The organism is Sphaerisporangium corydalis, assembly GCF_025506355.1.
GTDB classification, from domain to species: Bacteria; Actinomycetota; Actinomycetes; order Streptosporangiales; family Streptosporangiaceae; genus Sphaerisporangium; species Sphaerisporangium corydalis.
Window position 1 is genome coordinate 42,397 of record NZ_JANZYP010000030.1, and the last position, 21,695, is coordinate 64,091.

Consider the following 21,695-nt stretch of genomic DNA (forward strand, 5'->3'; position numbering starts at 1 on the left):
AGGTGCCCTCGACCTTCTTCACGGTGATCATAAATCAGCGGCAAATTGGCTGATATGTCGTGCCTGGTATGTGTTTGGCCCATTCGGTGGCGGTGATGTGGTCTCCCGCGTTCGCGCAGATTTGGCGGATGACGCGGTCGGGGTCGGTGGTCCAGAGCTTGATGTCGCCGGTCGCGGCGGCGAGGATCTGCCCGTCCGGGCTGAAACGCAGGCTCCAGGTGGCTTCCTTCGGTGATTGGAGGATGGCCAATGGATGAGGGTGGCGGCGATCGGTGATCTCCCATATCCACGTCTGCCCGGTGCCGCTGCCTCCCGCGAGCCTCGACCCGTCGGGGTCGAACGCCAAGGCGTGCAGGAAACCGTCGGGTCCGGTGATCGGTTGTCCCAGCGTGGCCGGTGCGGAGGTTCTGGTGATGTCCAGGAGGTGCACGGTGCCGTCCGCGATTCCCACGGCGACGGTGGCGCCGTCCGGACTGATCGCGAGCGAGAGCGCGTCATCGGGGGCCACGGCGATCGGCCGGCGGATCGCCGTGGGGTGGTGTGGGTCGCGGACGTCCCACAGCACCAGATAGCCGTTCTGCGTCGCGGCGGCGAGGGTGTGTCCGTCGGGGCTGAACACGGCGGCGTAGATGAATCCCACGTGGGGACTGAGGGTGGCCAGGGCCGTTGGACCGCGCGTGTCGGTGGTGTTCCACAGGCGTACCGTGCCGTCATCGCCGGTGCTGGCGAGGAGGTGCCCATCATCGCTGAAGGTGACGTTCTCGATCAGCGCGGTGTGGCCGGGGAGGCTGACGGGTCGCCGGGGATGGTCCGGGACGGTGATGTCCCACAGCAGGACGGTGTTCCCCGTGCGGGTTCCCGAAGCGAGGGTGCGGCCATCTGGGCTCAGGGCGACGGTGCCGGTCATGCGGTCGGAGCCGGCCGGTGCGGTCAGGGGCCGCCCGACGGGTGACGGCCGGTCCCGGCTGGTCAGGTCCCAGATCCGCAGATCGGTCCCCCCGTCGACCAGCAGCGGACGGCCGGGGTGGAAGACCAGCGCGGTGATGGATCGGCCCGCTGTCGGCAGGGAGGGGCCGGGCACTCTCCACAGGCGGGCGATCCCGTCGGTGCTGTTGGTGTACAGAACGTGATCGTGGTCGCGGAAGGCGACGGCCGTGACCGGCTCCGCGTGGGGGAGTTCCAGGAGCAGCTCGTGGCGCGTCATGTCCCAGATCCGGACCTTGGCGTCGGAGTCGGCGACGGCAAGCCGGCCCCCGTCCGCGCTGAACGCGATCGCGTTGATCCAGCCTGCCGCTCCGGTGAGCGTCCCGGCCGGGGCCGGCCGGCCGGGGTCGCTCATCGTCCAGAGGCGCACCATGCCGTCGTTGCTCCCCGCGGCGAGGGTCGTGCCGTCAGGGCTGAAGGCGACGGCGTTGACGCGGCTGGGCAGCACCAGGGGTCGTCCCAGCGGCCGATGCCGTGGGCCGGCGACGTCCCAGACGCGCACGGCCCTGCCCGCGTCCGCGGCGGCCAGCAGTTTCCCGTCGGGTGTGAAGGCGGTGGACTGCACGGCGTCTGCCGATCCGGTGAGCGCCGGGCCGATCACGACCGGATGTCCAGGGTCGCGCACATCCCAGAGCCGGACGGTCTTGTCGCGGCTTCCCGCCGCCAGGGTGGTGCCGTCGGGGCTGAACTCGACCGAGAGGACCTCGTCGCGGGGCCCGGTGAGGGGCAGGCCGAGCACGCCGGGGTGCGCCGGGTCGGCGACGTTCCACAGCCGCACCGTCGTGTCGGCCGATCCGGTCGCCAGCGTACGGCCGTCGGGGGAGAACGCCACGGCGTAGATCGGTGCGGTGTGCCCGGCCAGCGGAGAGCCGAGGAGCACGGGCCGGTCGGGCCGGCGCAGGTCCCACAGCAGGATCTTGGTGTCGGACTCGGTCGCGCCGGCCGCCGCGACCAGGGTTCCCGCCGGATCGACGGCGACGGCTTGCCGCGCACCGCCCGGACGCAGCATGCACGTCACCGCCGGCCCGGCGGATGAGGCGATCAGGCTGGAACGGGCCTCGACCGTGGCGGCGATCCGGTACGCCGCGACCGCCAGCTGCGCGGCCAACGCGGGATCGCTGTCGCGTAACCGGTTCGCCGTGCCCGCGACCTGCCGCGAGATCGCGGAGTTGCGTTCCCGCTCGGCGGCGGCCCGTTGCTGGACCGAGTAGGCCGCGGTGACCCCGGAAAGGACCAGCAGCGTGGCGAGCGCCGCCGCCAGCCAGCGCAGTCGTCGCGTCCGGGCACGTTCGCGCAGGCGTTCTGCCCGGCTGACCTGGACGCTGGCGTCGACGAACCGCTGTTCCAGGTGGTTGAGCACATCGTGGTGGTCTGGTCTGCCGACCCAGTCGAGCACCGCGTCCAGCCGTACGCCGCGGTACAAGGCCGTCGGGTCGCGGTCGGTGTCCTGCCAGCTTCGGGCGGCGTCGGTCAACTGCCGGTGCAGACGGTGGCCGGTGCGGTCGGTGTCGATCCACTCCCGCAGTCGCGGCCAGGCCCGCAGCAGCGCCTCGTGGCTGATCTCCACGCCGTCGGCGTCGGCGGTGACGAGTCGCTGGTCGACGTAACGCCCGAGCACCTGGCGTGTTTCGGCGTAGAGATCGTCCTGCGGGCCGCCGGTGAGTTCCTCAAGGCGGACCCGGCGGTGGGTGTCGGGTGTGTCGTCACCCACCTGTACCAGCCGGAGGAACAGCCGCCGTGCCAGGTCCTGCTGCGAGCCGGTGAGGTCGGCGTAGACCGCCTCCGCCGTCTGCGCGATGGCCCCGCGGATCCCTCCCGTCTCGGTGTAGTCCGCGACGGTCATCGTCGGATGGTGGCGCTGTTCCCAGGTGACCAGCAGGGCATGGGACAGCAGCGGCAGGGCCCCGATGTCATGGGCGCCGCGGGCGGCGTCGGCCGGCGCGAGTTCGCGGAGCAGAAGGTGCATCAGCCCGTCGTCGAATTCCATGCCGGCGAGGCGGGCCGGCTCGGCGATGGCCTGCCGCAGCTCATCCTCGGTCATGGGTCCGACCGTCACCTGGTTGTCCTGCAGAGCCAGCGCCAGGAGCGGCCAGCGGAGCGCGTCCGGATAGAAGTCCGCCCGCATGCCGGCCACCACCCGCAGCTCGGCCTCCGGCTCCCCGGGGTCTCCGGCCGGCACCCACAACGCCCGCAGCGCGGCGAGGAACGCGCCCTGCTCGGCCGTGTCGGCGCAGACGGTGAAGATCTCCTCGAACTGATCGACCACGATGATCAGGTGACCGGTCGCCGACCGCCGTATCCGCCGCGCGGTGAGCGCGGGCCGGGTCCACAGCTCCGCCTCGACCACGTCCAACGGGACCTCGCCCAGCACCGCGAGCTGGGCCGCCAGCGCCGAGACGGGATGCTCGCCCGGCGTCAGCACCACGCTCTGCCATGGCCGGTCACCGTCCCGCGTGTCCGCGCACAACGTGGCGACAAGCCCCGCGCGCAGCACCGACGACTTCCCCGAACCCGACGGGCCCACGACCATCACCAGGCCCGGTGACCCGGACACATCGGAAACGCGCTTGAGCAGCCTCTCGGTCAGTCCCGACCGGCCGAAGAACCACTCGGCGTGCTCGGCCTGAAACGGTTCCAGCCCACGGTACGGGGTGGAGAGTTCCGTTCGCCGTTGCCCCAGCGGACGTCGCAGGCGCAGCCAGCAGTCCACCCACATCCGCACACGGGCGTCCTCGGTCACACCACACTCCGCGAGCAGGCGCAGGAACAACGCCTTCTGCGACAGGGTCGGCAGGTGGCGGCCGGTGCCCCAGCCACTCACCGTCCCGGACGGCACCTGGGCCTTCCGGGCGAGATCCCTCACGGTCAGACCCGCGGCTTCGCGTGTGGCCGTCAGCAAGATGCCGAAACCCTTTTTCGTCAGAACGCTCGACGGGTCCGCGCTGCCAGGGTCGTCGCCCATGTGGCTCCTGAAAACTGTATGGACTTGTACGGGCCATCCAACAAGCCTTCCGGCACCACCGTAGATGTGGTGTTTTGGGGGCGCAAGGTGGCCGGCAAGCGCCGGCCGAGTCGCGCACGGCAGACCGAAGGCGACGCGCGGACCCGCTCATCGAACCGGGGAAGCGATCCAGGCCGTCACTTTCTGCCGTGGCGACGAAGATCGCTCCTCGCCGCTCCGGCATCGGCCATGTCCACGTCGAAATGAGGGCCGACGTGTCCGGGCACCGCATGCCGTCTTCCCAGGAGGTCCGATGATACGAACCTGGATTGGCCCGCTCGTCACAGCCGCCGTCGCCGGGCTGATCGCCGGCCCGGCCATGCCGGTCATCACCCCGCGAGTCGCCGCGAAGCCGCTGGAGACCGTCCATCAGGCCGCGGTCACCCGCCCAGAGGCACATCTGCTCGCGAGCTGTTCCGGGGACGGCTGCCAGGGCAAGATGGCCGCGGCCCAAGGATGCCAGGCCGATCGCGTTCAGGTGGGCGGTTTCACCCGGTCCGCGAGTGACGACGGCCGGGAGGCCGAGCTCAACATCACGCTGTGGCACTCGCCGGAATGCAACTCCGCATGGGCCGAGCTCGACCTGAGCACCCACAACGACAGTCCCGACTACCTGAACTTCAGCTGGATCGACGAGTACGGCCGGGGTGCGGAGCAGTTCGAGAACGAGAGCATCACCGACCCCGGCAACCACCCGACCCCGATGGTGAGCTGGCACAACTCCATCCAGGTCTGTATCGACTCCGACATGCTCCACACCGGCTTGCGCTGCTCCGGCTGGCGCTGACATCCGCGCGGCCCAGGCCGGGATCATCCGGCTTTCCCCTCGTTACGGCTCCAGGAGGCGGTTGTTCATGACACTGTGGCGAAAATCCCGGCTGGTGGCGCGGCTGGCGGCGGTGTGCCTGGCATTGGCCACCGTCGGTCTCGCGGCCCCGCCGACGTTCGCGACACCGTCGGCGAAGCCTCCCCAGGCCGACGCCGGCCGGGCCGCGGTCGCCGACCCGGACGCGGCGCTCGGCGCCGGGTGGCGGAAGTCGTCCGATGTGCTGGTGACCGGCGCCGGTGACGCGACCGGTTTCCATCTGTACGTGGCGCGGGAGAAGGACGCGTACGCCTGGTCGACACTGGCCACGTTGCGGTCGTCCGCGCTGGACCTGGGCGTCTGGGCCGGGCAGGTGTGCGTCACCGGCTCCGGGCGCTACGCGGTGGCGGTCTACGCGCCGGCCATGGCGGCGAACAAGCCTTCCCTTCGCAACGGCGGCGGGCTGGCCGCGGTGGTGGACATCGCCACCGGCACGGCCCGCACCCTCGCCACCGGGGTCCAGCTGGCGTACTTCAACCCCGCCTGCGGCCCTGGCGACCGGGTCCTGCTGACCCGGGCGATCGGTGCGGACGGACGGGAGACCGACCTGCTGGCCGGTGACGCGGTGTCGGCGACCGTCACCGGCACCCGCCGGATCCACGCGCAGCTCACCACCCCGGCGCCCGCGCCGGACGGCGACTACGGCATCGTGAACGGCAGCCTGGTGCGGGTCACGGTCACCGGCTCGCTGCGCCAGGTGGCGCGGCCGAGCGGCCGGCCCTACGCCGTCGTCGCCACCGCGCACAACGGCATCGACCTGCTGTCCGGCAAGGGAGGGCAGGCGTACGCCGAGCGGTGGTCGGCGGGGAGCCTGCGCCCGCTGGGGTCCGCCGCCGTGGGCAGGCTGCAGCTCTTCGGGCTGCCCGGCGGACGCAGTGCGCTGGTCGGCGCCACCGGCGCCGTCGGCCGCGCGGCGGAGCTGACCACGGTGCCGGCGGACCGGCAGGTCGAGGCGATCTCCACGCAGGGCCACCTGGTCGCCGAACGCGTGCTGAGCCGCGCGGTGCCGCGCGGTGCCACCGGCGCCTCCCGCACCGCGACCGGCGGGCAGGTCGCGCCGGTCGACGTCACGGTGCGTGCCACCGGCTCCGGACGGGTCTCGACCGGCACGATCGCCACCGGCCGGGCACCGACCCTGGACGCCATACCGGTCACCGGAAAACCGGCCGGCACCGGCCAGGCCCGTGTGGCGCCGCTGGACGACGAGGGGACGCCGAGGTGCGCGGTCGGCCGGAACGACCCGCGGATCCAGGCTCTTCAGCCCAGCGCGAACATGGTCGAGTGGGCGGCCGACCAGGCCGTACACGGGCGCCTCACCGTGGGCCGACCGGCCAATCACCTCAGGACCGGCCTGCCGGCGTACTCCCCGCAGGGGCTCTTCCCGCTGCGGGCACTGGCCGGCGGCGGCACGGTACCGGCGCAGTTGCTGCTCGCCATCCTGGCGCAGGAGACGAACCTGGCCGAGGCCAGCTGGCACGCGGTGCCCGGCGACACCGGCAACCCGCTCGTGTCCGACTACTACGGCAACCGCAGGACCGACGGCAGCAGCGACATCGACGTCATCAACTATCCCGGTGCCGACTGCGGCTACGGCATCGGCCAGGTCACCACCGGAATGGCCGTCGGCGAGACCACGTTCACGCACAACCAGCAGATCGCGATCGCCACCGACTACGCGGCCAACATCGCCGCCTCGCTCAACATCCTGATCGAGAAGTGGAACCAGCTCTACAACGACCCCGGCGGGCGCACCTGGCTCAACGATGGTTCACCCCGCTACATCGAGAACTGGTACCTGGCCATCTGGGCCTACAACAGCGGCTTCCACCCCAGCGGTGAGGCGGGCGCGAACAACGGCCACTGGGGCGTCGGCTGGTTCAACAACCCCGCGAACCCGATCTACCCGTACGACCGGCACCGGTTCCTCGACGACTACGACGACGCGGCTCACCCGTGGAATTGGAGCTACCCGGAGAAGATCATGGGATGGGTCGAGGTGCCGCAGCGGCAGGGCGGCGACGACGCCTACTCCACACCCACCTTCGGCACGGCCGCCAACGATCAGCTCTACCTGCCGAACAACGAGGCGCCACCGTGGCCCCGCTGGTTCTGCACCGCGGCGAACGCCTGCGACCGGCAGGTCCCGGCCGACGACGATCCGTGTCCGGCCGAGAGCGACGCCTGCTGGTGGCACGGCCACCTCGACATCGCCACCTGCGCCAGCGACTGCGCCACCGAACGGCTCGCCTACCCCGCCGGCAGCGGCGAGCCGGTGATCGACCGGGTCTACCCGCGTTCCTGCGACACCCTGGACTACGGCAGCGACGAGTTCATCACCTCCGGCCTCGTACCGATCGTCTACGACCTCAACGACCCAGGCGACTACGCCCTCGGCTGCTCGATGCACCCCCCGAACGGGAAGTTCACCCTCCGGACGGGCTCGCCCCCTGATATCTACGCCGACCTCGGCCAGATCGATCTGCACCAGATCGGCGCCGGTTACAAGGGCCACATGTGGTTCACCCACGTCTACCGCCCGATCGACGGCATCCCGGCGACCTCGAACGCCAACCACCAGGTCACCGCGACCTGGTCTCCCGACCTGGAAGGCACGGGTCACCGGCGCTACGACATCGTCGCCCACCTGCCCAGCCACGGCGGCGAGACCGAGAACGCCGAGTACGTCGTCTGGCGGGACCGGACCACGCAGGGCACCCCTGGCACCTGCGAGATCGACCAGGGCACCGGCAGCATCTTCGACGAGCAGGGCGAGGACAAATGGGTGTATCTCGGCAACTACGACCTTTATCCCGGCGCGCGCGTGCAGCTGAACAACCTCGGTGACGGCCAGTCCGACGGCACCGTCGACATCGCCTTCGACGCCATGGCCTTCATCCCGATCCAGGGCACCGGCCACCAGTGCCGGGACCCATTCTGATCCGCGAGATCAACGACAACGGAGGAACGATGAGGATCTGGCAATCACTGCTCGCCCTAGCCCTCGTACCGGCCATCTGCGTGCTCGGGCTCACCACACCGGCGGCGGCCTCCGCGACCGCGGCCCCCTGCGGTCCCGTGTGCGACGGGCAGGATCCCAACACATTCCACAACTGCGCCAGCGGCGCGATCAACGTGCTCAACCCTGTCGCCGGGCTCCAGTTGCGCTACAGCCCCGCTTGCCAGACGACCTGGGGCAAATTCTCCGGAGACTGCTCCTGCCAGGTCGACTATTTCGAGATCCAGAGCTACTACAACAAGACCGGCGGCGCGCTCCGTGCCTCCTCCCGCGACCGGGCGCCGACGAACAGCTCGGCCACGGTGATGCTCGATGACTACCACCTGTACAACCAGGTGTGCATCAGTTACTCCAACGACGACGGGGCGACGCATCAGGTCCGGTGCACCGGAAGGTACTAGCCGTCCGGATCACTCCGCGTAGGAGGCGATCGGCTCCGGAGCCCACGGCGGCCCCGGAGCCGGTCGGGCGGGTCAGTGGGCCGCGGCGGTGTTGGCTCGGTAGCTGAGGTAGTTGTTGTCGCGGTCGATGCCGAGGGCCTGGCCGCTGAGGAAGTCGACGGCGTCGACGTAGGTGTAGGGCTGCATGAACCAGCCGGCCGACACGTCGCGGTAGAGGCGGGAGAGCGGGTGGGCCGCGCCGTAGGCGGCGCCGCCGACGACGGTGAGGCAGTCGTTGACGACCGATCGGGCCAGCCGGTTGACCGCCAGCTTCGCGCACTGGAACGGGGCCATCATCCGCCGGCCGCGCTCGTCCAGGTCGCCGCTGAGGTCGTTGTTGAGCTCGTCGGCGTTGGCCAGCGCCGCCGCGGCCGTGGACTGGAGGGTGTACAGGTTGGCCTCGATGTCGGCGACCAGGGCGCGCACGGCCGCGGGCGGGGCGGTCGGGCGGCGGGTGGCGGCGGCGACGGCGATGTCGCGGGCGGCGCGCGCGACGCCGGCGTAGATGCCGAGCATGGTGATGGAGCTGACGGTCTGCCCGGCCAGGGTGCGGTCGCTGTGGGCGCCGATCACCTCGCGCTGCAGGACGTCCTCGGCGGCGATCGGGCAGTCCTCGAACACGATGTCGCAGGTGCCCGACGCCCGCATGCCGAGGCCGTCCCACTCGGGCAGGACGGTCAGGCCGGGTGAGGAGCGGTCGATGACGGCGGCGGCCAGGGTGACCGGCTCGCCCTCGACGGCCTTCTGGGTGTGCACCAGGAAGTGGGTGGCGATCGGCGCGAGGGTCACCAGCGTCTTGCGGCCGGACAGCAGCCAGCCGCCGTCCCCGTCGGGGGTCAGCCGGGTCACCGCCGTGTGGTGGTCCTTCGCGGCGCCGCAGACCACCAGCCGGGACGACGCCATGCCCCGGAGCAGCCGCTCGGCCAGCGCCCGCACCGGCGGGGAGCCGTGCCGCCACTCGTAGGCGAAGGTCAGGCCGCGGCTGAACTGGACGTGCAGGGCGAGCGCGGTGGAGGCGTCGGCCTCGGCGACGGCGGCCAGCACCGTCGCGACGTCGGCCAGGCACGAGACACCGGTGCCGCCGAGCTCGGCCGGGACGGTGCCCGCCATGACGCCGTCGTCGAGGAACCGCTCGAAGGTCTCCACCGGGAACTCGCCGAAACGGTCGTGGGCGGCGGCGCCGTCCCGGATCAGCGCGACATCCTGCTCGACCAGGGTCAGCAGGGCTCGGCCGTTCGGCGTGAGCGGCGTACCGAGCTGTCCGGCGGGCATGCGACTAGTGCTCAAAGTCGACAAGGGACTCTCCGAGATGTCTGGGGGCGATGACGACCTTCGAGGTCGGCGGACAACCGGATCGGCGGCTCGAATTCGAGCGTAACACCGGCGAATTCACGGGAGACGGGCGCGCGTGGAACCGGTGGAGAAGTGCGCAACGCCGAAGAAACAGGTGGTCATGGGGCGGAAGGGGGCGCGCGGCCGGGGGCCGCGTCCCGTCGCGTCGTCGCTGCGCTGCTGCCGGCACCGGGGGCTCAGCTCGCGCGAAGGTACGGGTCGGGCCAGCGCGGCCGGGCGCCCAGCGTCCGGGCGGCCTGGTGCGGCCAGTAGGGGTTGCGCAGCAGTTCGCGGCCGAGCAGGACGGCGTCGGACCGGCCGGAGGCGACGATCGACTCGGCCTGGTGCGGGTCGACGATCTGGCCGACCGCGGCCACCGGCCCGCCGGTCTCCTCGCGCACCCGGGCCGCGAACGGCACCTGGTACCCGGGGCCGGTGAGGATCTTCACGCCCGAGGCGTTGCCGCCGCTGGAGACGTCCACCAGGTCGACGCCGTGGGCGAACAGCTCCTTGGCCAGGCGCACGGTGTCGTCCACGCTCCAGCCCTGGCCGTCGGGGAGCCAGTCGGTGGCCGAGACCCGGAAGAACACCGGCAGCTCCTCGGGCCAGACGGCGCGTACGGCGTCGACGACCTCCAGGGCCAGGCGGGCGCGGTTCTCGAACGGGCCGCCGTAGGCGTCGGCGCGGTGGTTGCTGTGCGGGGAGAGGAACTCGTCGATCAGGTAGCCGTGCGCGCCGTGGATCTCCACGACCTGGAAGCCCGCCCGCAGCGCGCGCTCGGCCGCGGCGGCGAAGTCGGCGACGACGCGGCGGATCCGGTCGACCGGCAGCTCCTCGGGCGCCGGGTAGCGGTCGGCGAAGGGGACCGGGCTGGGCGCGACCGCCCGCCAGCCGCCCTCCCCGGCGCCGAGGGGGGCGCCGCCCCGCCACGGCTCGGCGGCGGAGGCCTTGCGGCCGGCGTGCGTGAGCTGGATGCCGGGCACGGTGCCGTGCCGGGACAGGAAGCCGGTGATCCGGGCGAACGCCTCCTGCTGGCGGTCGTTCCACAGCCCGAGGTCGGCGGGGCTGATCCGGCCCTCGGGGGACACGGCGGTGGCCTCGGTCAGGATCAGCCCGGCGCCGCCCACGGCCCGGGTCGCGAGGTGGGCGAAGTGCCAGTCATGCGGTGCTCCGGTCAGGGGGCCGTCGGTGGCGGCCGAGTACTGGCACATCGGTGCCATCCAGACGCGGTGGGGGATGGTCAGCGACCGCAGGGTGAGGGGCGTGAAAAGCATGGGATCTCCTCATTCGCCCCTTATGAAGCCTGGGCGGTGCGGCCGGACCCGGCACCACGGCCGGACCCGGATCGCGGGGACGGATCAGTCCAGCGCATAGGCGATCTCCGTGAGGTAGCGGCCGTAGTTCGACTGCCGCATCCCGGCGCCGAGCTGGTAGCAGGCCTCGGCGTCGATGAAGCCCATGCGCAGGGCGATCTCCTCCAGGTAGCCCACCCGCTCGCCCTGGTGCTTCTCGATGAACTGCACGAACTGGCTGGCGGCCAGCAGGGAGTCGTGGGTGCCGCAGTCGAACCAGTTGAAGGCGCCGCTCAGCTCGACCAGCTTGGCCCGGCCCTGCCGCAGGTACGCGAGGTTGAGGTCGGTGATCTCCAGCTCGCCGCGCGCCGAGGGCGTGAGCCCCCGGGCGATCTCGACGGCCTGCTCGTCGTAGAAGTACAAGCCCGTGATCGCGTTGTTGGAGCGGGGGCGCGCCGGCTTCTCCTCGATGGAGACCAGCATGCCCTCGGCGTCGACCTCGCCGATGCCGTACCGCTCGGGGTCGGCCACGGAGTAGCCGAACAGGGTGCAGCCGTCGAGGGTGTCACGGGTGCGGCGCAGCAGCTCGGGGAACCCGGCGCCGTGGAAGACGTTGTCCCCGAGGATCAGCGCCGAGCTGTCGCCGCCGATGTGGTCGGCGCCGATCAGGAACGCCTCGGCGATGCCGCGCGGCTCGTCCTGCACCGCGTAGGACAGGTTCAGGCCGAGCTTGGAGCCGTCGCCGAGCAGGCTCCGCATGATCGGGACGGCGGACGGCGTGGAGATGATCAGGATGTCCCTGATCCCGGCCAGCATCAGCACCGAGAGCGGGTAGTAGACCATCGGCTTGTTGTAGATCGCGAGCAGCTGCTTGGACGTCGCCAAGGTCAGCGGGAACAGGCGTGTGCCGTCGCCGCCGGCGAGAACGATTCCCTTCATCATCCGGTCCGTTCTTCGGTTCGCGGGTCAGTGAACAGGATCGAACGGCCCGTCAGGGACGCGACGTGCGGTACTCGGCGGTCAGCTTCTCCAGCGCCGGGACGACGTCGTTCGCGGTCGGCATCGCCCGCACCTCGGCGCGCATCCTGGCGGCGCTCGCCGCGTACGAGGGGTCCTCCAGGACCTGCTTGAGGCTGTCGCGCAGCACGTCGGCGGTCAGCCGGCCGGCGTTGACCGCGTAGATCCCGGCGCCGCGGTCCTCCACCGCGTTCGCCATGGCCACCGACCCCCACCACTTCTCCACCTTGAAGTCGTTGGGCACGATGACCTGCGGGACGCCCGCTTCCAGCGCCGACGCGAAGGTGCCGCAGCCGCCTTCGTGGACGATCGCCGAGCACGAGGGCAGCAGCGAGTTGAGCGGGATGAAGTCGACGGCGCGCACGTTGTCGGGGAGCGTCGGCACCGACTCGAGCTGCTTGGCGTTGAAGGTCGCGACGATCTCGATGTCGAGGTCGGCCACCGCCTCGAAGAGCTCACTGGTGGAGGCCGAGGTGCCCTCGATGTTGGCGTCACGGTGGGAGATGCCGAGCGTCATGCAGACCCGCCTGCGGGCCGGCGGCTCGTACACCCACGTGGGCGTCGTCGCGGGGCCGTTGAACGGCACGTTGCGCATCGGCAGGTACTGCACGCCCTGGGGCCGCCAGATGTAGAGCGGCATGGGGGACAGGGTCCACTGCCCGAGCACCGCCGACTCGTCGAACTCGCTGCCGTACCGGTCGAGGAGCGGCTGCAGCCAGTCGCGCAGCGGGTCGCCCTCGGTCTCGAGCTGGTTGCGGCAGGCCGCGCGGAGCTGGGCCATCCGGTCGACGGTGAACAGCATCCGGGCGTGCGCCGCGCCGACCGAGCGGGCCGCGACCGCGGCGGGCAGGGCGGTCGGGTCGGAGATCACCAGGTCGGGCTTCCACGTCTGGGTGAAGCTCAGCAGGTCCTCGACCGTGGACTCCGGGTAGAACACCCCGCGGACGCCGGAGATGAGGTCCTTGAACTCGACGTAGGGATCGCCCCAGCCGAAGTCGGTCTGCACGGACTTGCCGGTGCGGTTGCCCCGGGGGTCGGCCTCGCCGGTCGCCTCCTTGATCGGCGGCACCTTGGCCACCTTCTCCGCGAGGAGCAGCATCTCGCCGACCGACACGCCGGGCAGCCCGCTGTGCTTGATGTCGTCGGCCATGTCCGGCGGCCCGGCGATGCACACCTCGTGTCCCGCGTTGCGGAGCGCCCACGCCATCGGCACCTGAACGTACAAGTGTGATCTGAAAGGGTTGCTTACGAAGAGGATCCGCATCGGAGCCCTTCCTCCTAGATGATGAGCGATGGCGGCCGGGACGGGCGGCGCGCTTCGGCGGTGGCCGGCGGCAATTCCCCCGCGCTCGCCCGGAAACGCGCGCGCCGCGGACGGCCACGTCATCGGGTGATATCCGGCCGGCTTTTCGTGCCGTTAAAGTCTGCTTACTCGAGTCGGCGTTCGTACCCAGTATGGCGTCAGGCGCCCTCACCGGCGTCTTCCAGATTGCGTGTTTGACCACCCCGGGAATGCGCGGGCACCGGAAACGCGGATATCACCGAATGCGCATGAACGAGGATGCGCCCCCCGCGGCGCCCGGCCGATTATGAGGAAGACGATCGCCAGACGCCGGTGAACCGGCATGACGAGAGGGCCGGTCATGCTCTTCGACACCGAACACGCCCAGCTTTTCGATCAGGTCTACACCACGCGGGGCAAGGATTACGCCGCCGAGGCCGAAATCCTCACGCGGCTCATTCGGGACCGCAAACCCGACGCCCGGTCGCTGCTGGACGTCGCCTGCGGCACCGGAGAACACCTGCGCGCGTTCAAAGGGCTGTTCTCCGACGTGGCGGGCCTCGATTTCACCCCCGCCATGCGTGAGCAGGCGGCGGCCAAACTTCCGGGGACGCCGATCCACGCCGGCGACATGAGCGACTTCGAGCTCGGCCGCACCTTCGACGCCGTGGTCTGCCTGATGAGCTCGATCAACTTCCTGCCGTTGTCGCGGATGAGGGCCGCGGTCGCCCGCATGGCGGGGCACCTCGCCCCCGGAGGGGTGCTCGTCGTCGAGCCGTGGTACCTGCCGGAGAAGATCAGGGACCGTACCGTGATCGGCGACGTCGTGCAGGTCGGCGACGGCGTCACCATCGCGCGGGTCTCGCACGGCCTGCGCCGGGACGGCCGGCACCACCTGGACACGCACTTCATCGTGGCCGACGCCGGCGGCATCCGGCACTTCTCCGACGTCCAGGTGCTCGGCATCTTCACGCGCGAGGAGTACGAGTCCGCGTTCGCCGAGGCGGGCTGCGAGGTGGAGTACGACGGCCACGGGTTGTCCGGCAGGGGGCTGCTGGTCGCGGTCCGCCGCTGACCCACCTCGCCCGCGCGCGCCCCGGGACGGTTCCGGGGCGCGCTTTCAGCGCACTTCGAGCGGTTCAGGCGGACGCGGTCGCCGCGAGATCGGGCTCCGGGGTGGCGCCGCTGTCGGGCTGGGCCAGCCACCACGGGTTCTCCCGCGCCCACTCGATCGTCCTGATGAGCCCCTCGCGCAGGTCCGTCGAGTACCGCCAGCCGAGCATCCTTCCGATCTTGGTCGTGTCGGGGACGCGCCTGCGCAGGTCCTGGTACTGGCTGCCGAGGGCTTCCCGCGTCTCGATCGGCACGCTCGTCTGGACGCCGGTCAGCTCCGCGACCAGGGCGCCGAGCCGGGCCACGGTGGTCTCGGCCGAGCTGCCGATGTTGAAGCACTCCCCGACGGCGTTCTCGTCGGTCCCGACGATGATCGTCGCGTCGATCGCGTCCTGGACGTAGGTGAAGCACCGTGTCTGGCCGCCGCCGTCGTACACCACCGGCGGCTCCCCGTTCAGGGCCCGGTGCAGGGTCCTGCTGACGACGAACGCCGGCCGCTGCCGGGGGCCGTACACGTTGAAGAAGCGCACGATGGCCGTCCTGAGCCCGCGCTCTCGGGCGAAGGCGAAGGCGAGGTGCTCGCCCAGCGCCTTGCTGGAGGAGTAGCACCACCGGTCCACGGCGGTGCTGCCCACCACCCGGTCGTCGTCCTCACGCCACGGGACGGCGGGGTTCTTCCCGAAGACCTCGCTGGTGCTCGCGAGGACGACCTTCGCGCCCGCCTTCGAGGCGAGGTCCAGGGCGTTGCGGGTGCCGAGCAGGTTGATGTCGATGACGTCGAGCGGACGGTCGAGATAGCGGTCGACCCCGACGACGGCGGCGAAGTGGTAGACGGTGTCCACGCCGTCCTTGATCACTTCGGCGAGCTGTGCGGCGTCCCGGATGTCACCGGTCACGTAACGGACCGAGGGCGGCGGCGTCTGGTCGGGGGGCGGACCGCCGGCGTCGAACACGGTGACCTCGTTGCCCCGCCGGACCAGTTCGTCGACCAGATGACTGCCCAGGAACCCGCATCCTCCTGTTACCACGACCCGCGCCATGAGCGTTACCTTCCGATTCCCCGGTAGGCGAAGCCATGCCGGCGGTACCGGTCGATGGTCTCGCGCGAGTAGTAGGCGCGGCCGTCGAGGATGACGCACGAGGGCGCCACCGACTCGCGGAACGCCACGAAGTCGATGCCGGCGAACGCGTCGTGCCCCGCCAGCACGGCGATGCAGTCGGCGCCGGACAGCGCCTCACGTACGGTCTCCACCGGCGCGAGCCCGAAGATCCTCTTGACCTCGCCGGCGTCGGCCAGCGGGTCGTAGATGACGACCTCGGCCCCGCTGCGCTGCAACTGGGCGACGATCGGCAGCGTCGGCGTCGCGCGCAGGTCGCCGGTGTTGTTCTTGAACGCCACGCCGAGCACCGCGATCTTCGCCTCGTCCAGCCGCTTGCCCGTCCCGGCCAGCTCCTCGGCGATCAGGTCGACGGTGTACCCGGGCATGGTGTCGTTGACCTCGCGCGCGACCGGGATCGTGTTCAGCTCGATGTCGCGGTCACGGGCGGCCCGCCACACCATCCACGGGTCCTTGGTCAGGCACGACCCGCCGACGCCCACGCTCGGCAGCAGGATGTTGACGTTCCCGGTGCCCTTCTTCATCGTGTTCGCCGCGGCCACCACGTCCAGCACGTCGACGTCCAGCACCCCGCACAGCTTGGCCAGCTCGTTGGCCATCGCGATGTTGTGGTCGATCCACCAGTTGCTCGCCAGCTTCACCACCTCGGCGCTCTCCATCGAGGCGCAGGTGATGATCTCGTTGCCGATCGTCCGCGACCAGAAGGCGGCGGCCGCGGCGGCGCTGTCGGCGCACCAGCCGCCGATGGCGATCGGGAACATCCGCATCTCCCGCAGGGCCTGCCCCTCCGAGAGCCGCTCGGGGCAGAAGACCAGTCCGAAGTCGACGCCGGCCCGCAGCCCGCCGGCCTCCAGCAGGGGGGCGACGACGTTCCTGGTCAGGCCGGGGGGGACCGTGCTCTTGAGGATGACGAGCTGGCCCTCGCGCAGGTGCTTGGCCAGCTCCGTGCACGCGCTCCGCAGGTAGGTGTCGACGAGCTCGGTGTCGTGGACCGGGGTGCCGACGGCGATGATGACCACGTCCACGCCGGAGACCAGGTCGTATTCGGTGGTGACCCGCAGGTGGCCCGAGTCCAGGCCGCTGTAGAGCAACTCGGGCAGACCCGGCTCGCTGAACCAGCTCCTGCGTCCCTCGAGCTGGGCGACCAGCGCCGGATCGACGTCGATTCCCACGACGTCCACGCCTTCGCCGGCCAGGACCGCCGCGACGGTCGATCCCACATAACCCATTCCGATTACCGCGGCGGAGGTGTTTCCCTGATCAGACAAGAATTTCATAGGTCACCCGCTCTCAGGATGTGCCGGTTGGCATATATCAGCGTGCCAACCGGCCCGTCGGCGACGCATCTCCTGTGATGCCGTTCGGTGCCCCTTTTCCTCCGGCCAGGGTTTTCTCCGGCTTCCGGGGGCCGGGCCGCACGATCTCCGCAATCCAGAAGATGCAGCGCAAAGCCCGGTCGTACGACGATGCAGGCAGTCATACGACCTCATGGGAGCTTCCGGTGCCTGCGAGACTTGATCAGCTCGAGACCAGCATGCCCGTCGACCTCGCCACCCGTATCACCGCATCCGCCAGGACCACCGCCTCGCGGGTGAGCCCCGACATCGACGACTGGGTCGAGAACAAGAGAAAGCAGCCGTTCGAGAGCACCATAATCCCGCTGGCCGAACTGAACGAGCCGAATGGCTGGGGTATCGCGCCCGGCACCGGGAATCTGGAACACCACAGCGGCCGGTTCTTCAGCGTGGAGGGATTACACGTAAGGACGAACCACGGCCCGGTCAGGGAGTGGCGCCAGCCCATTCTCGTACAACGGGACATCGCCATCCTCGGAATCATCGCCAAGGAGTTCGACGGCGTACTGCACTTTCTGCTGCAGGCCAAGATGGAACCCGGGAACATGGACATGGTGCAGTTGTCGCCGACGGTCCAGGCGACGTCCAGCAACTACACCCAGGTGCACCAGGGCAAGCGCGCCGCCTACGTCGAGTACTTCACCGAGCCGGGGCGCGGCCGGGTCCTGGTCGACATCCTCCAGTCCGAGCAGGGCGCCTGGTTCCACCTGAAGCGCAACCGGAACATCGTCATCGAGGTCACCGGCGACGTGCCGCTCCACGAGGACTTCTGCTGGCTGACCCTCGGGCAGATCGGCCGGCTGCTCCGGCGGCGCAACGTCATGAACATGGACGCCCGGACGGTCCTCGGGTGCCTGCCCGTCGCGGCCCCGGACGGGGACGCGTTCGACGGCGACGGCCGGCGCTCCGGTGAGCCAGGCGGCGTGCGCACGATGACGGAGATCCTTAGCTGGATCACCGGCCGCAAGAGCGAGTACGAGCTGTCGGCCGCCCTGGTGCCGCTGGACTCCGTCACGGGGTGGCGCCGGGAGGCCAGGGGCATCGTCCCGGCCGAGGGCGGGAACTTCAGCATCGTCGGCGTCCGGGTGCACGCCAGGACCCGCGAGGTGCACAGCTGGAAGCAGCCGCTGCTGGCGCCGCACGGCCTCGGGCTGGCGGGGCTGGTGGTCCGGCGCATCGGCGGGCGCCTGCACGCCCTGGTGCGCGCCGAGGTCCTGCCGGGCCACCGCGACACCGTCGAGCTCGGCCCCACCGTGCGGTTCATGATGGACGACTACCCCACCACCCCCGCCGGCCGCCGCCCCGAGTTCCTCGACCACATGCTGTCGGCGCGCTCGGGCGTCCGCTTCGACGTCGTGCTGTCGGAGGAGGGGGGGCGTTTCCTGCACGCCGAGACCCGCTACCTGGTGGTGGAGGACGACGACTTCCCGCTGCGGGTGCCGGAGGACTTCGCGTGGATCACCGTCGAGCAGCTGATGGCCTTGCAACGGCACAGCTACTACCTCGGCATCGAGGCCAGGACCCTGCTCCTGTGCCTGAACAACCTGTGACAGAGAGATCGATCCCAAAGGAGTGCGTGCACCGATGGCCATTCACGTATGGGACCACCGGCTGGAGTACGAGAACGAGCGCGAGGACATCCTCGACGCGGTCGACACCGTCTTCCGCTCCGACCAGCTCATTCTCGGCGACAGCGTGCGAGGCTTCGAGGCGGAGTTCGCCGCCTACCACGGAGTGGCGCACTGCGTCGGGGTCGACAACGGCACCAACGCGGTCAAGCTCGGCCTGCAGGCCCTGGGCGTCGGCCCCGGCGACGAGGTCATCACGGTGTCCAACACCGCGGCGCCGACCGTGCTGGCCATCGACGGGGCGGGCGCCACGCCCGTGTTCGTCGACGTGCACCCCGACACCTACCTCATGGACACCGGCAAGGTGGCCGCCGCCATCACCGAGCGGACCAAGGCCCTGGTCCCGGTGCACCTCTACGGCCAGATGGTGGACCTCGCCCCGCTCCAGGAGCTGGCGGCGGCCCACGGCCTGAAGATCCTTGAGGACTGCGCCCAGTCGCACGGCGCGCGCCAGAACGGCCGGCTGGCCGGGACGACCGGGGAGGCGGGCGCCTTCTCCTTCTACCCCACCAAGGTCCTCGGCGCCTACGGCGACGCCGGCGGTGTGATCACCTCCGACGACGAGGCCGAGGCGAACCTGCGCAGGCTGCGGTACTACGGGATGGAGGACCGCTACTACGTCGTGCGCACGCCGGGGCACAACGCGCGCCTGGACGAGGTGCACGCCGAGATCCTGCGCCGCAAGCTCCGCCGGCTGGACGACTACATCGCGGCCCGCCGCGCGATCGCCGGGCGGTACGCCGAGGCGCTCGCCGACACCGACCTGATCCTGCCGAAGATCGCCCCCGGCAACGACCACGTCTACTACCTCTACGTCGTGCGGCACCCCGCGCGGGACGAGATCCTCAAGGCGCTGCGGGAGTTCGACTTCAACTTCCGCGTCAGTTACCCGTGGCCGGTGCACACCATGACCGGGTTCGCGCACCTGGGCTACTCCACCGGCGACCTGCCGGAGACCGAGGTCGCCGCCCACGAGATCTTCTCGCTCCCGATGTACCCGGCGCTGCCGGAGGACCTCCAGGACAAGGTCATCACCACCCTCCGCAAGATCCTCGACCGCGGCTGACGGACGCCGCCCCCGCGCGCCGGCCCCCTGATCCCGGGCCGGCGCGCGGTGCCGTCCCGGTGCCTGACGGTCCCGGTCGCCACGTCCTGGTGGAAGACGGAAAAGTGCCCTCCCGTCCTGGACGGGAGGGCACTTTCGGGTCGTACGGGGGCTGTCGCCGAGGCGTCAGGACTTGACGCCGATGAGCAGGCCGGGACGGCCGGGCCCGGTCTCCAGGTACTCGACGGACGCGACGCCCGCCTCGGCGAAGGCCGTCTCGTACTCCTGCCGGGTGAACAGCGACAGCATGTGCAGGTCGGTGAAGTGCCGGATTCCCGACTCGGGGCTGGCCACCAGGTAGTGCGCCGTCATGCGGTGGGCCTTGCCCTCCACCACCGTGTGGGACAGCCGGGCGATCGTCTGCCCGTCGACCGTGACGACGTCACCCATGACGCGCCCGGACTGCGCGTTGTCCGGGGAGTACCAGGGCTCGACGACGAGGACCCCGCCGGGGTTGAGATGCCGGCCGAAGCAGCGCAGCGCGGTGTACAGCTGCTCGGCGTCGCCCAGGTAGCCGATCGCGCTGAACAGGCAGGTGACCGCGTCGAACGTGCGGCCGAGGCGGAAGTCCTTCATGTCGCCCTGGTGCAGGGGCACCCCCGGCAGCCGCTTCTGGGCGACCCGGAGCATGTCCTCGGCCAGGTCGACGCCCTCGATGTGGTCGAACGCGTCGGCGAAGGAGCGCAGGTTCCTCCCGGTGCCGCAGGCCACGTCCAGCAGCGCGGAGGCGGAGGGGTTGCGCGCCCGGATGTACTTGATCATCAACTGCGAGTCGGCCTCGTACGTCCGGTCGCGTCCCTGGTAGAGGGCGTCGTACACCTCGGCGTTCTGGTAGATCGGCGACAGCTCGTCCATGGTCAGACCACCCGCACTTCTGGCACGTACAGGATCCACTGGCCGCCGGACTCGCGGAACCGCTCTTCCTTCGCCATGATCTCCTCGGCGTGGTTCCAGGCGAACAGCAGCGCGTAGTCGGGGTAGGAGGCGGCGAAGGTCTCCGTCGGGCTGACCGGGATGTGCACGCCGGGGGACAGCCGATGCTGCTTGGCCGGGGTCGTGTCGCACACGTAGTCGACCAGGTCGGGCCCGATGCCGCAGAAGTTGGTGACGGTCGCGCTCTTGGCCGTCGCGCCGTAGCCGGCGACGGTCTTGCCGTCCTCGCGCAGGGAGCTCAGCAGGCGGACCAGGTCCTCGCGGATGCGGGCCACCGCGGAGGCGAAGCCGTTGAGCACCTCGGGCTCGGCCAGTCCCTGGGCGTCCTCCTCGGCCAGCATCCGGGCCACCGCAGGGGTCGGCCGCCGGGCGCCGGCGCGGGCGATGGTGTAGCGGACCTCGCCGCCGTGTACCGGCTTGCGCTCCACGTTGACCAGCTCGAACCCGAACCGCGCGGCCATCGCCTGCACCGAACGCACCGTGAACAGGTAGAAGTGCTCGTCGTAGATCTGGTCGAAGGAGGTCTTCTTCACGATGTCCCCGAGGTAGGGGTCCTCGAAGACGAAGACGCCGCCGGGGGTGAGCAGCGCGTCCACACCGCGGAGCAGCGAGTCCAGGTACGGGATGTGGCAGATGGTGTTCGCCGAGAAGATCGCGTCGGCGGGCCCGTTGGCCTCGCGGACGGCGATGGCGGTCGACTCCTCGAAGAAGTCGGTGCGGACGGTCACGCCCCGCTCACGGGCGACGTTCGCGACCCCGACGGAGGGCTCGAATCCCAGGTGCCGGATCCCGGACTCGGCGATGGTCCGCAGCAGGACGCCGTCGTTGCAGCCGATCTCGACGAAGAACGGGTTCTCGCCGGTGAGCTCGGTGTCGATGAAGCTCAGCGCGGTCTGGGTGAAGTGCTCCCGCATCACCGACGAGCCGGACGAGTAGTACGGGTAGTCCTCGTGGAACATCCGCTCGCGCGGGACCTCTTCCATGAGCTGGACCATCGTGCACGCCAGGCAGCGTCCGACGGCGAGCCGGTAGAAGAACTCCCCCTCGACGTCGCCGGGGCGGGGGAACGCGTCGGACAGCGGCTGGCGTCCGAGGTCCAGGAACTCCTCGACCTCGCCGCCGCAGATTCGGCATTCGGTCACCGGTGCCTCCACCTTTCATCACCGGCCGCAGTCGGCCGCTCGTGAAACGCATGTCCTGGGGCCCATGGCCCA

Annotated in this window: 15 protein-coding genes; 6 read left to right on the forward strand and 9 right to left on the reverse strand. The window is 70.5% G+C overall.

Translation table 11 applies throughout. From position 1 onward, the window contains the following. Positions 1–34 precede the first annotated feature (34 nt). On the reverse strand, positions 35–3,946 hold the full coding sequence (locus NYZ98_RS21105; RefSeq protein WP_323802297.1) for an nSTAND1 domain-containing NTPase: 3,912 nt from the start codon (positions 3,944–3,946) through the stop codon (positions 35–37). 292 nt (positions 3,947–4,238) lie between these two features. Between NYZ98_RS21105 and NYZ98_RS21110 the strand changes: the two genes are divergently transcribed. The 3 genes from NYZ98_RS21110 (at position 4,239) to NYZ98_RS21120 (ending at position 8,267) form a co-directional block, all read left to right on the forward strand. Continuing rightward, positions 4,239–4,772 (forward strand): DUF2690 domain-containing protein, encoded by a 534-nt coding sequence (locus NYZ98_RS21110; protein WP_262844563.1) that lies wholly within the window; start codon positions 4,239–4,241, stop codon positions 4,770–4,772. A 67-nt stretch (positions 4,773–4,839) separates the two neighbouring features. Then, positions 4,840–7,788 (forward strand): carbohydrate-binding protein, encoded by a 2,949-nt coding sequence (locus NYZ98_RS21115; RefSeq protein ID WP_262844564.1) that lies wholly within the window; start codon positions 4,840–4,842, stop codon positions 7,786–7,788. 29 nt (positions 7,789–7,817) lie between these two features. Next, positions 7,818–8,267, forward strand: a complete 450-nt coding sequence (locus tag NYZ98_RS21120) for a YjfA family protein (RefSeq protein ID WP_262844565.1) — start codon at positions 7,818–7,820, stop codon at positions 8,265–8,267. 72 nt (positions 8,268–8,339) lie between these two features. Here NYZ98_RS21120 and NYZ98_RS21125 read toward each other — a convergent pair whose 3' ends face one another. The 4 genes from NYZ98_RS21125 to NYZ98_RS21140 form a co-directional block, all read right to left on the reverse strand. Further along, positions 8,340–9,578, reverse strand: coding sequence for an acyl-CoA dehydrogenase family protein (locus tag NYZ98_RS21125; RefSeq protein ID WP_262844566.1), 1,239 nt, complete (start codon positions 9,576–9,578; stop codon positions 8,340–8,342). Positions 9,579–9,835: 257 nt separating this feature from the next. Further along, positions 9,836–10,912, reverse strand: a complete 1,077-nt coding sequence (locus NYZ98_RS21130) for an NADH:flavin oxidoreductase/NADH oxidase (protein ID WP_262844567.1) — start codon at positions 10,910–10,912, stop codon at positions 9,836–9,838. Between the two features lie 84 nt (positions 10,913–10,996). Next, entirely contained in the window at positions 10,997–11,869 is an 873-nt protein-coding gene (gene rfbA, locus NYZ98_RS21135; RefSeq protein ID WP_262844568.1) for a glucose-1-phosphate thymidylyltransferase RfbA, read from the reverse strand. Positions 11,870–11,921: 52 nt separating this feature from the next. Beyond that, positions 11,922–13,334, reverse strand: coding sequence for an activator-dependent family glycosyltransferase (locus NYZ98_RS21140; protein WP_316249584.1), 1,413 nt, complete (start codon positions 13,332–13,334; stop codon positions 11,922–11,924). A 238-nt stretch (positions 13,335–13,572) separates the two neighbouring features. On the opposite strand from NYZ98_RS21140, the gene NYZ98_RS21145 reads away from it, so the two are divergent. Next, positions 13,573–14,304, forward strand: a complete 732-nt coding sequence (locus NYZ98_RS21145) for a class I SAM-dependent methyltransferase (RefSeq protein WP_262844570.1) — start codon at positions 13,573–13,575, stop codon at positions 14,302–14,304. Between the two features lie 64 nt (positions 14,305–14,368). Here the strand turns inward: NYZ98_RS21145 and NYZ98_RS21150 are convergent, their stop codons facing one another. Beyond that, positions 14,369–15,382, reverse strand: coding sequence for an NAD-dependent epimerase/dehydratase family protein (locus NYZ98_RS21150; RefSeq protein WP_262844571.1), 1,014 nt, complete (start codon positions 15,380–15,382; stop codon positions 14,369–14,371). 5 nt (positions 15,383–15,387) lie between these two features. Further along, positions 15,388–16,737: a nucleotide sugar dehydrogenase gene (locus NYZ98_RS21155; RefSeq protein ID WP_262844572.1), complete on the reverse strand. Its 1,350-nt coding sequence runs from the start codon at positions 16,735–16,737 to the stop codon at positions 15,388–15,390. Between the two features lie 224 nt (positions 16,738–16,961). On the opposite strand from NYZ98_RS21155, the gene NYZ98_RS21160 reads away from it, so the two are divergent. Together NYZ98_RS21160 and NYZ98_RS21165 are read left to right on the forward strand one after the other, a co-directional pair. Continuing rightward, positions 16,962–18,365, forward strand: coding sequence for an NDP-hexose 2,3-dehydratase family protein (locus NYZ98_RS21160; RefSeq protein WP_262844573.1), 1,404 nt, complete (start codon positions 16,962–16,964; stop codon positions 18,363–18,365). 34 nt (positions 18,366–18,399) lie between these two features. Continuing rightward, positions 18,400–19,509 carry a DegT/DnrJ/EryC1/StrS family aminotransferase gene (locus NYZ98_RS21165; RefSeq protein ID WP_262844574.1) on the forward strand — a complete coding sequence of 370 codons (1,110 nt, stop codon included), beginning with the start codon at positions 18,400–18,402 and terminating at the stop codon, positions 19,507–19,509. Positions 19,510–19,674: 165 nt separating this feature from the next. Here NYZ98_RS21165 and NYZ98_RS21170 read toward each other — a convergent pair whose 3' ends face one another. Together NYZ98_RS21170 and NYZ98_RS21175 are read right to left on the reverse strand one after the other, a co-directional pair. Beyond that, on the reverse strand, positions 19,675–20,403 hold the full coding sequence (locus NYZ98_RS21170; RefSeq protein ID WP_262844575.1) for a class I SAM-dependent methyltransferase: 729 nt from the start codon (positions 20,401–20,403) through the stop codon (positions 19,675–19,677). A 2-nt stretch (positions 20,404–20,405) separates the two neighbouring features. Then, positions 20,406–21,623: a class I SAM-dependent methyltransferase gene (locus tag NYZ98_RS21175; RefSeq protein ID WP_262844576.1), complete on the reverse strand. Its 1,218-nt coding sequence runs from the start codon at positions 21,621–21,623 to the stop codon at positions 20,406–20,408. Between the last annotated feature and the right edge of the window lie 72 nt (positions 21,624–21,695).

Coding starts and splice junctions, on each gene's coding strand:
- NYZ98_RS21165 (WP_262844574.1), top strand. CDS start 18,400: ATGGCCATTCACGTATGGGACCACCGGCTGGAGTACGAGAACGAGCGC.
- NYZ98_RS21145 (WP_262844570.1), top strand. CDS start 13,573: ATGACGAGAGGGCCGGTCATGCTCTTCGACACCGAACACGCCCAGCTT.
- NYZ98_RS21140 (WP_316249584.1), bottom strand. CDS start 13,334: ATGACGTGGCCGTCCGCGGCGCGCGCGTTTCCGGGCGAGCGCGGGGGA.
- NYZ98_RS21105 (WP_323802297.1), bottom strand. CDS start 3,946: ATGGGCGACGACCCTGGCAGCGCGGACCCGTCGAGCGTTCTGACGAAA.
- NYZ98_RS21155 (WP_262844572.1), bottom strand. CDS start 16,737: ATGAAATTCTTGTCTGATCAGGGAAACACCTCCGCCGCGGTAATCGGA.
- NYZ98_RS21170 (WP_262844575.1), bottom strand. CDS start 20,403: ATGGACGAGCTGTCGCCGATCTACCAGAACGCCGAGGTGTACGACGCC.
- NYZ98_RS21130 (WP_262844567.1), bottom strand. CDS start 10,912: ATGCTTTTCACGCCCCTCACCCTGCGGTCGCTGACCATCCCCCACCGC.
- NYZ98_RS21120 (WP_262844565.1), top strand. CDS start 7,818: ATGAGGATCTGGCAATCACTGCTCGCCCTAGCCCTCGTACCGGCCATC.
- rfbA (WP_262844568.1), bottom strand. CDS start 11,869: ATGAAGGGAATCGTTCTCGCCGGCGGCGACGGCACACGCCTGTTCCCG.
- NYZ98_RS21150 (WP_262844571.1), bottom strand. CDS start 15,382: ATGGCGCGGGTCGTGGTAACAGGAGGATGCGGGTTCCTGGGCAGTCAT.
- NYZ98_RS21110 (WP_262844563.1), top strand. CDS start 4,239: ATGATACGAACCTGGATTGGCCCGCTCGTCACAGCCGCCGTCGCCGGG.
- NYZ98_RS21115 (WP_262844564.1), top strand. CDS start 4,840: ATGACACTGTGGCGAAAATCCCGGCTGGTGGCGCGGCTGGCGGCGGTG.
- NYZ98_RS21125 (WP_262844566.1), bottom strand. CDS start 9,578: ATGCCCGCCGGACAGCTCGGTACGCCGCTCACGCCGAACGGCCGAGCC.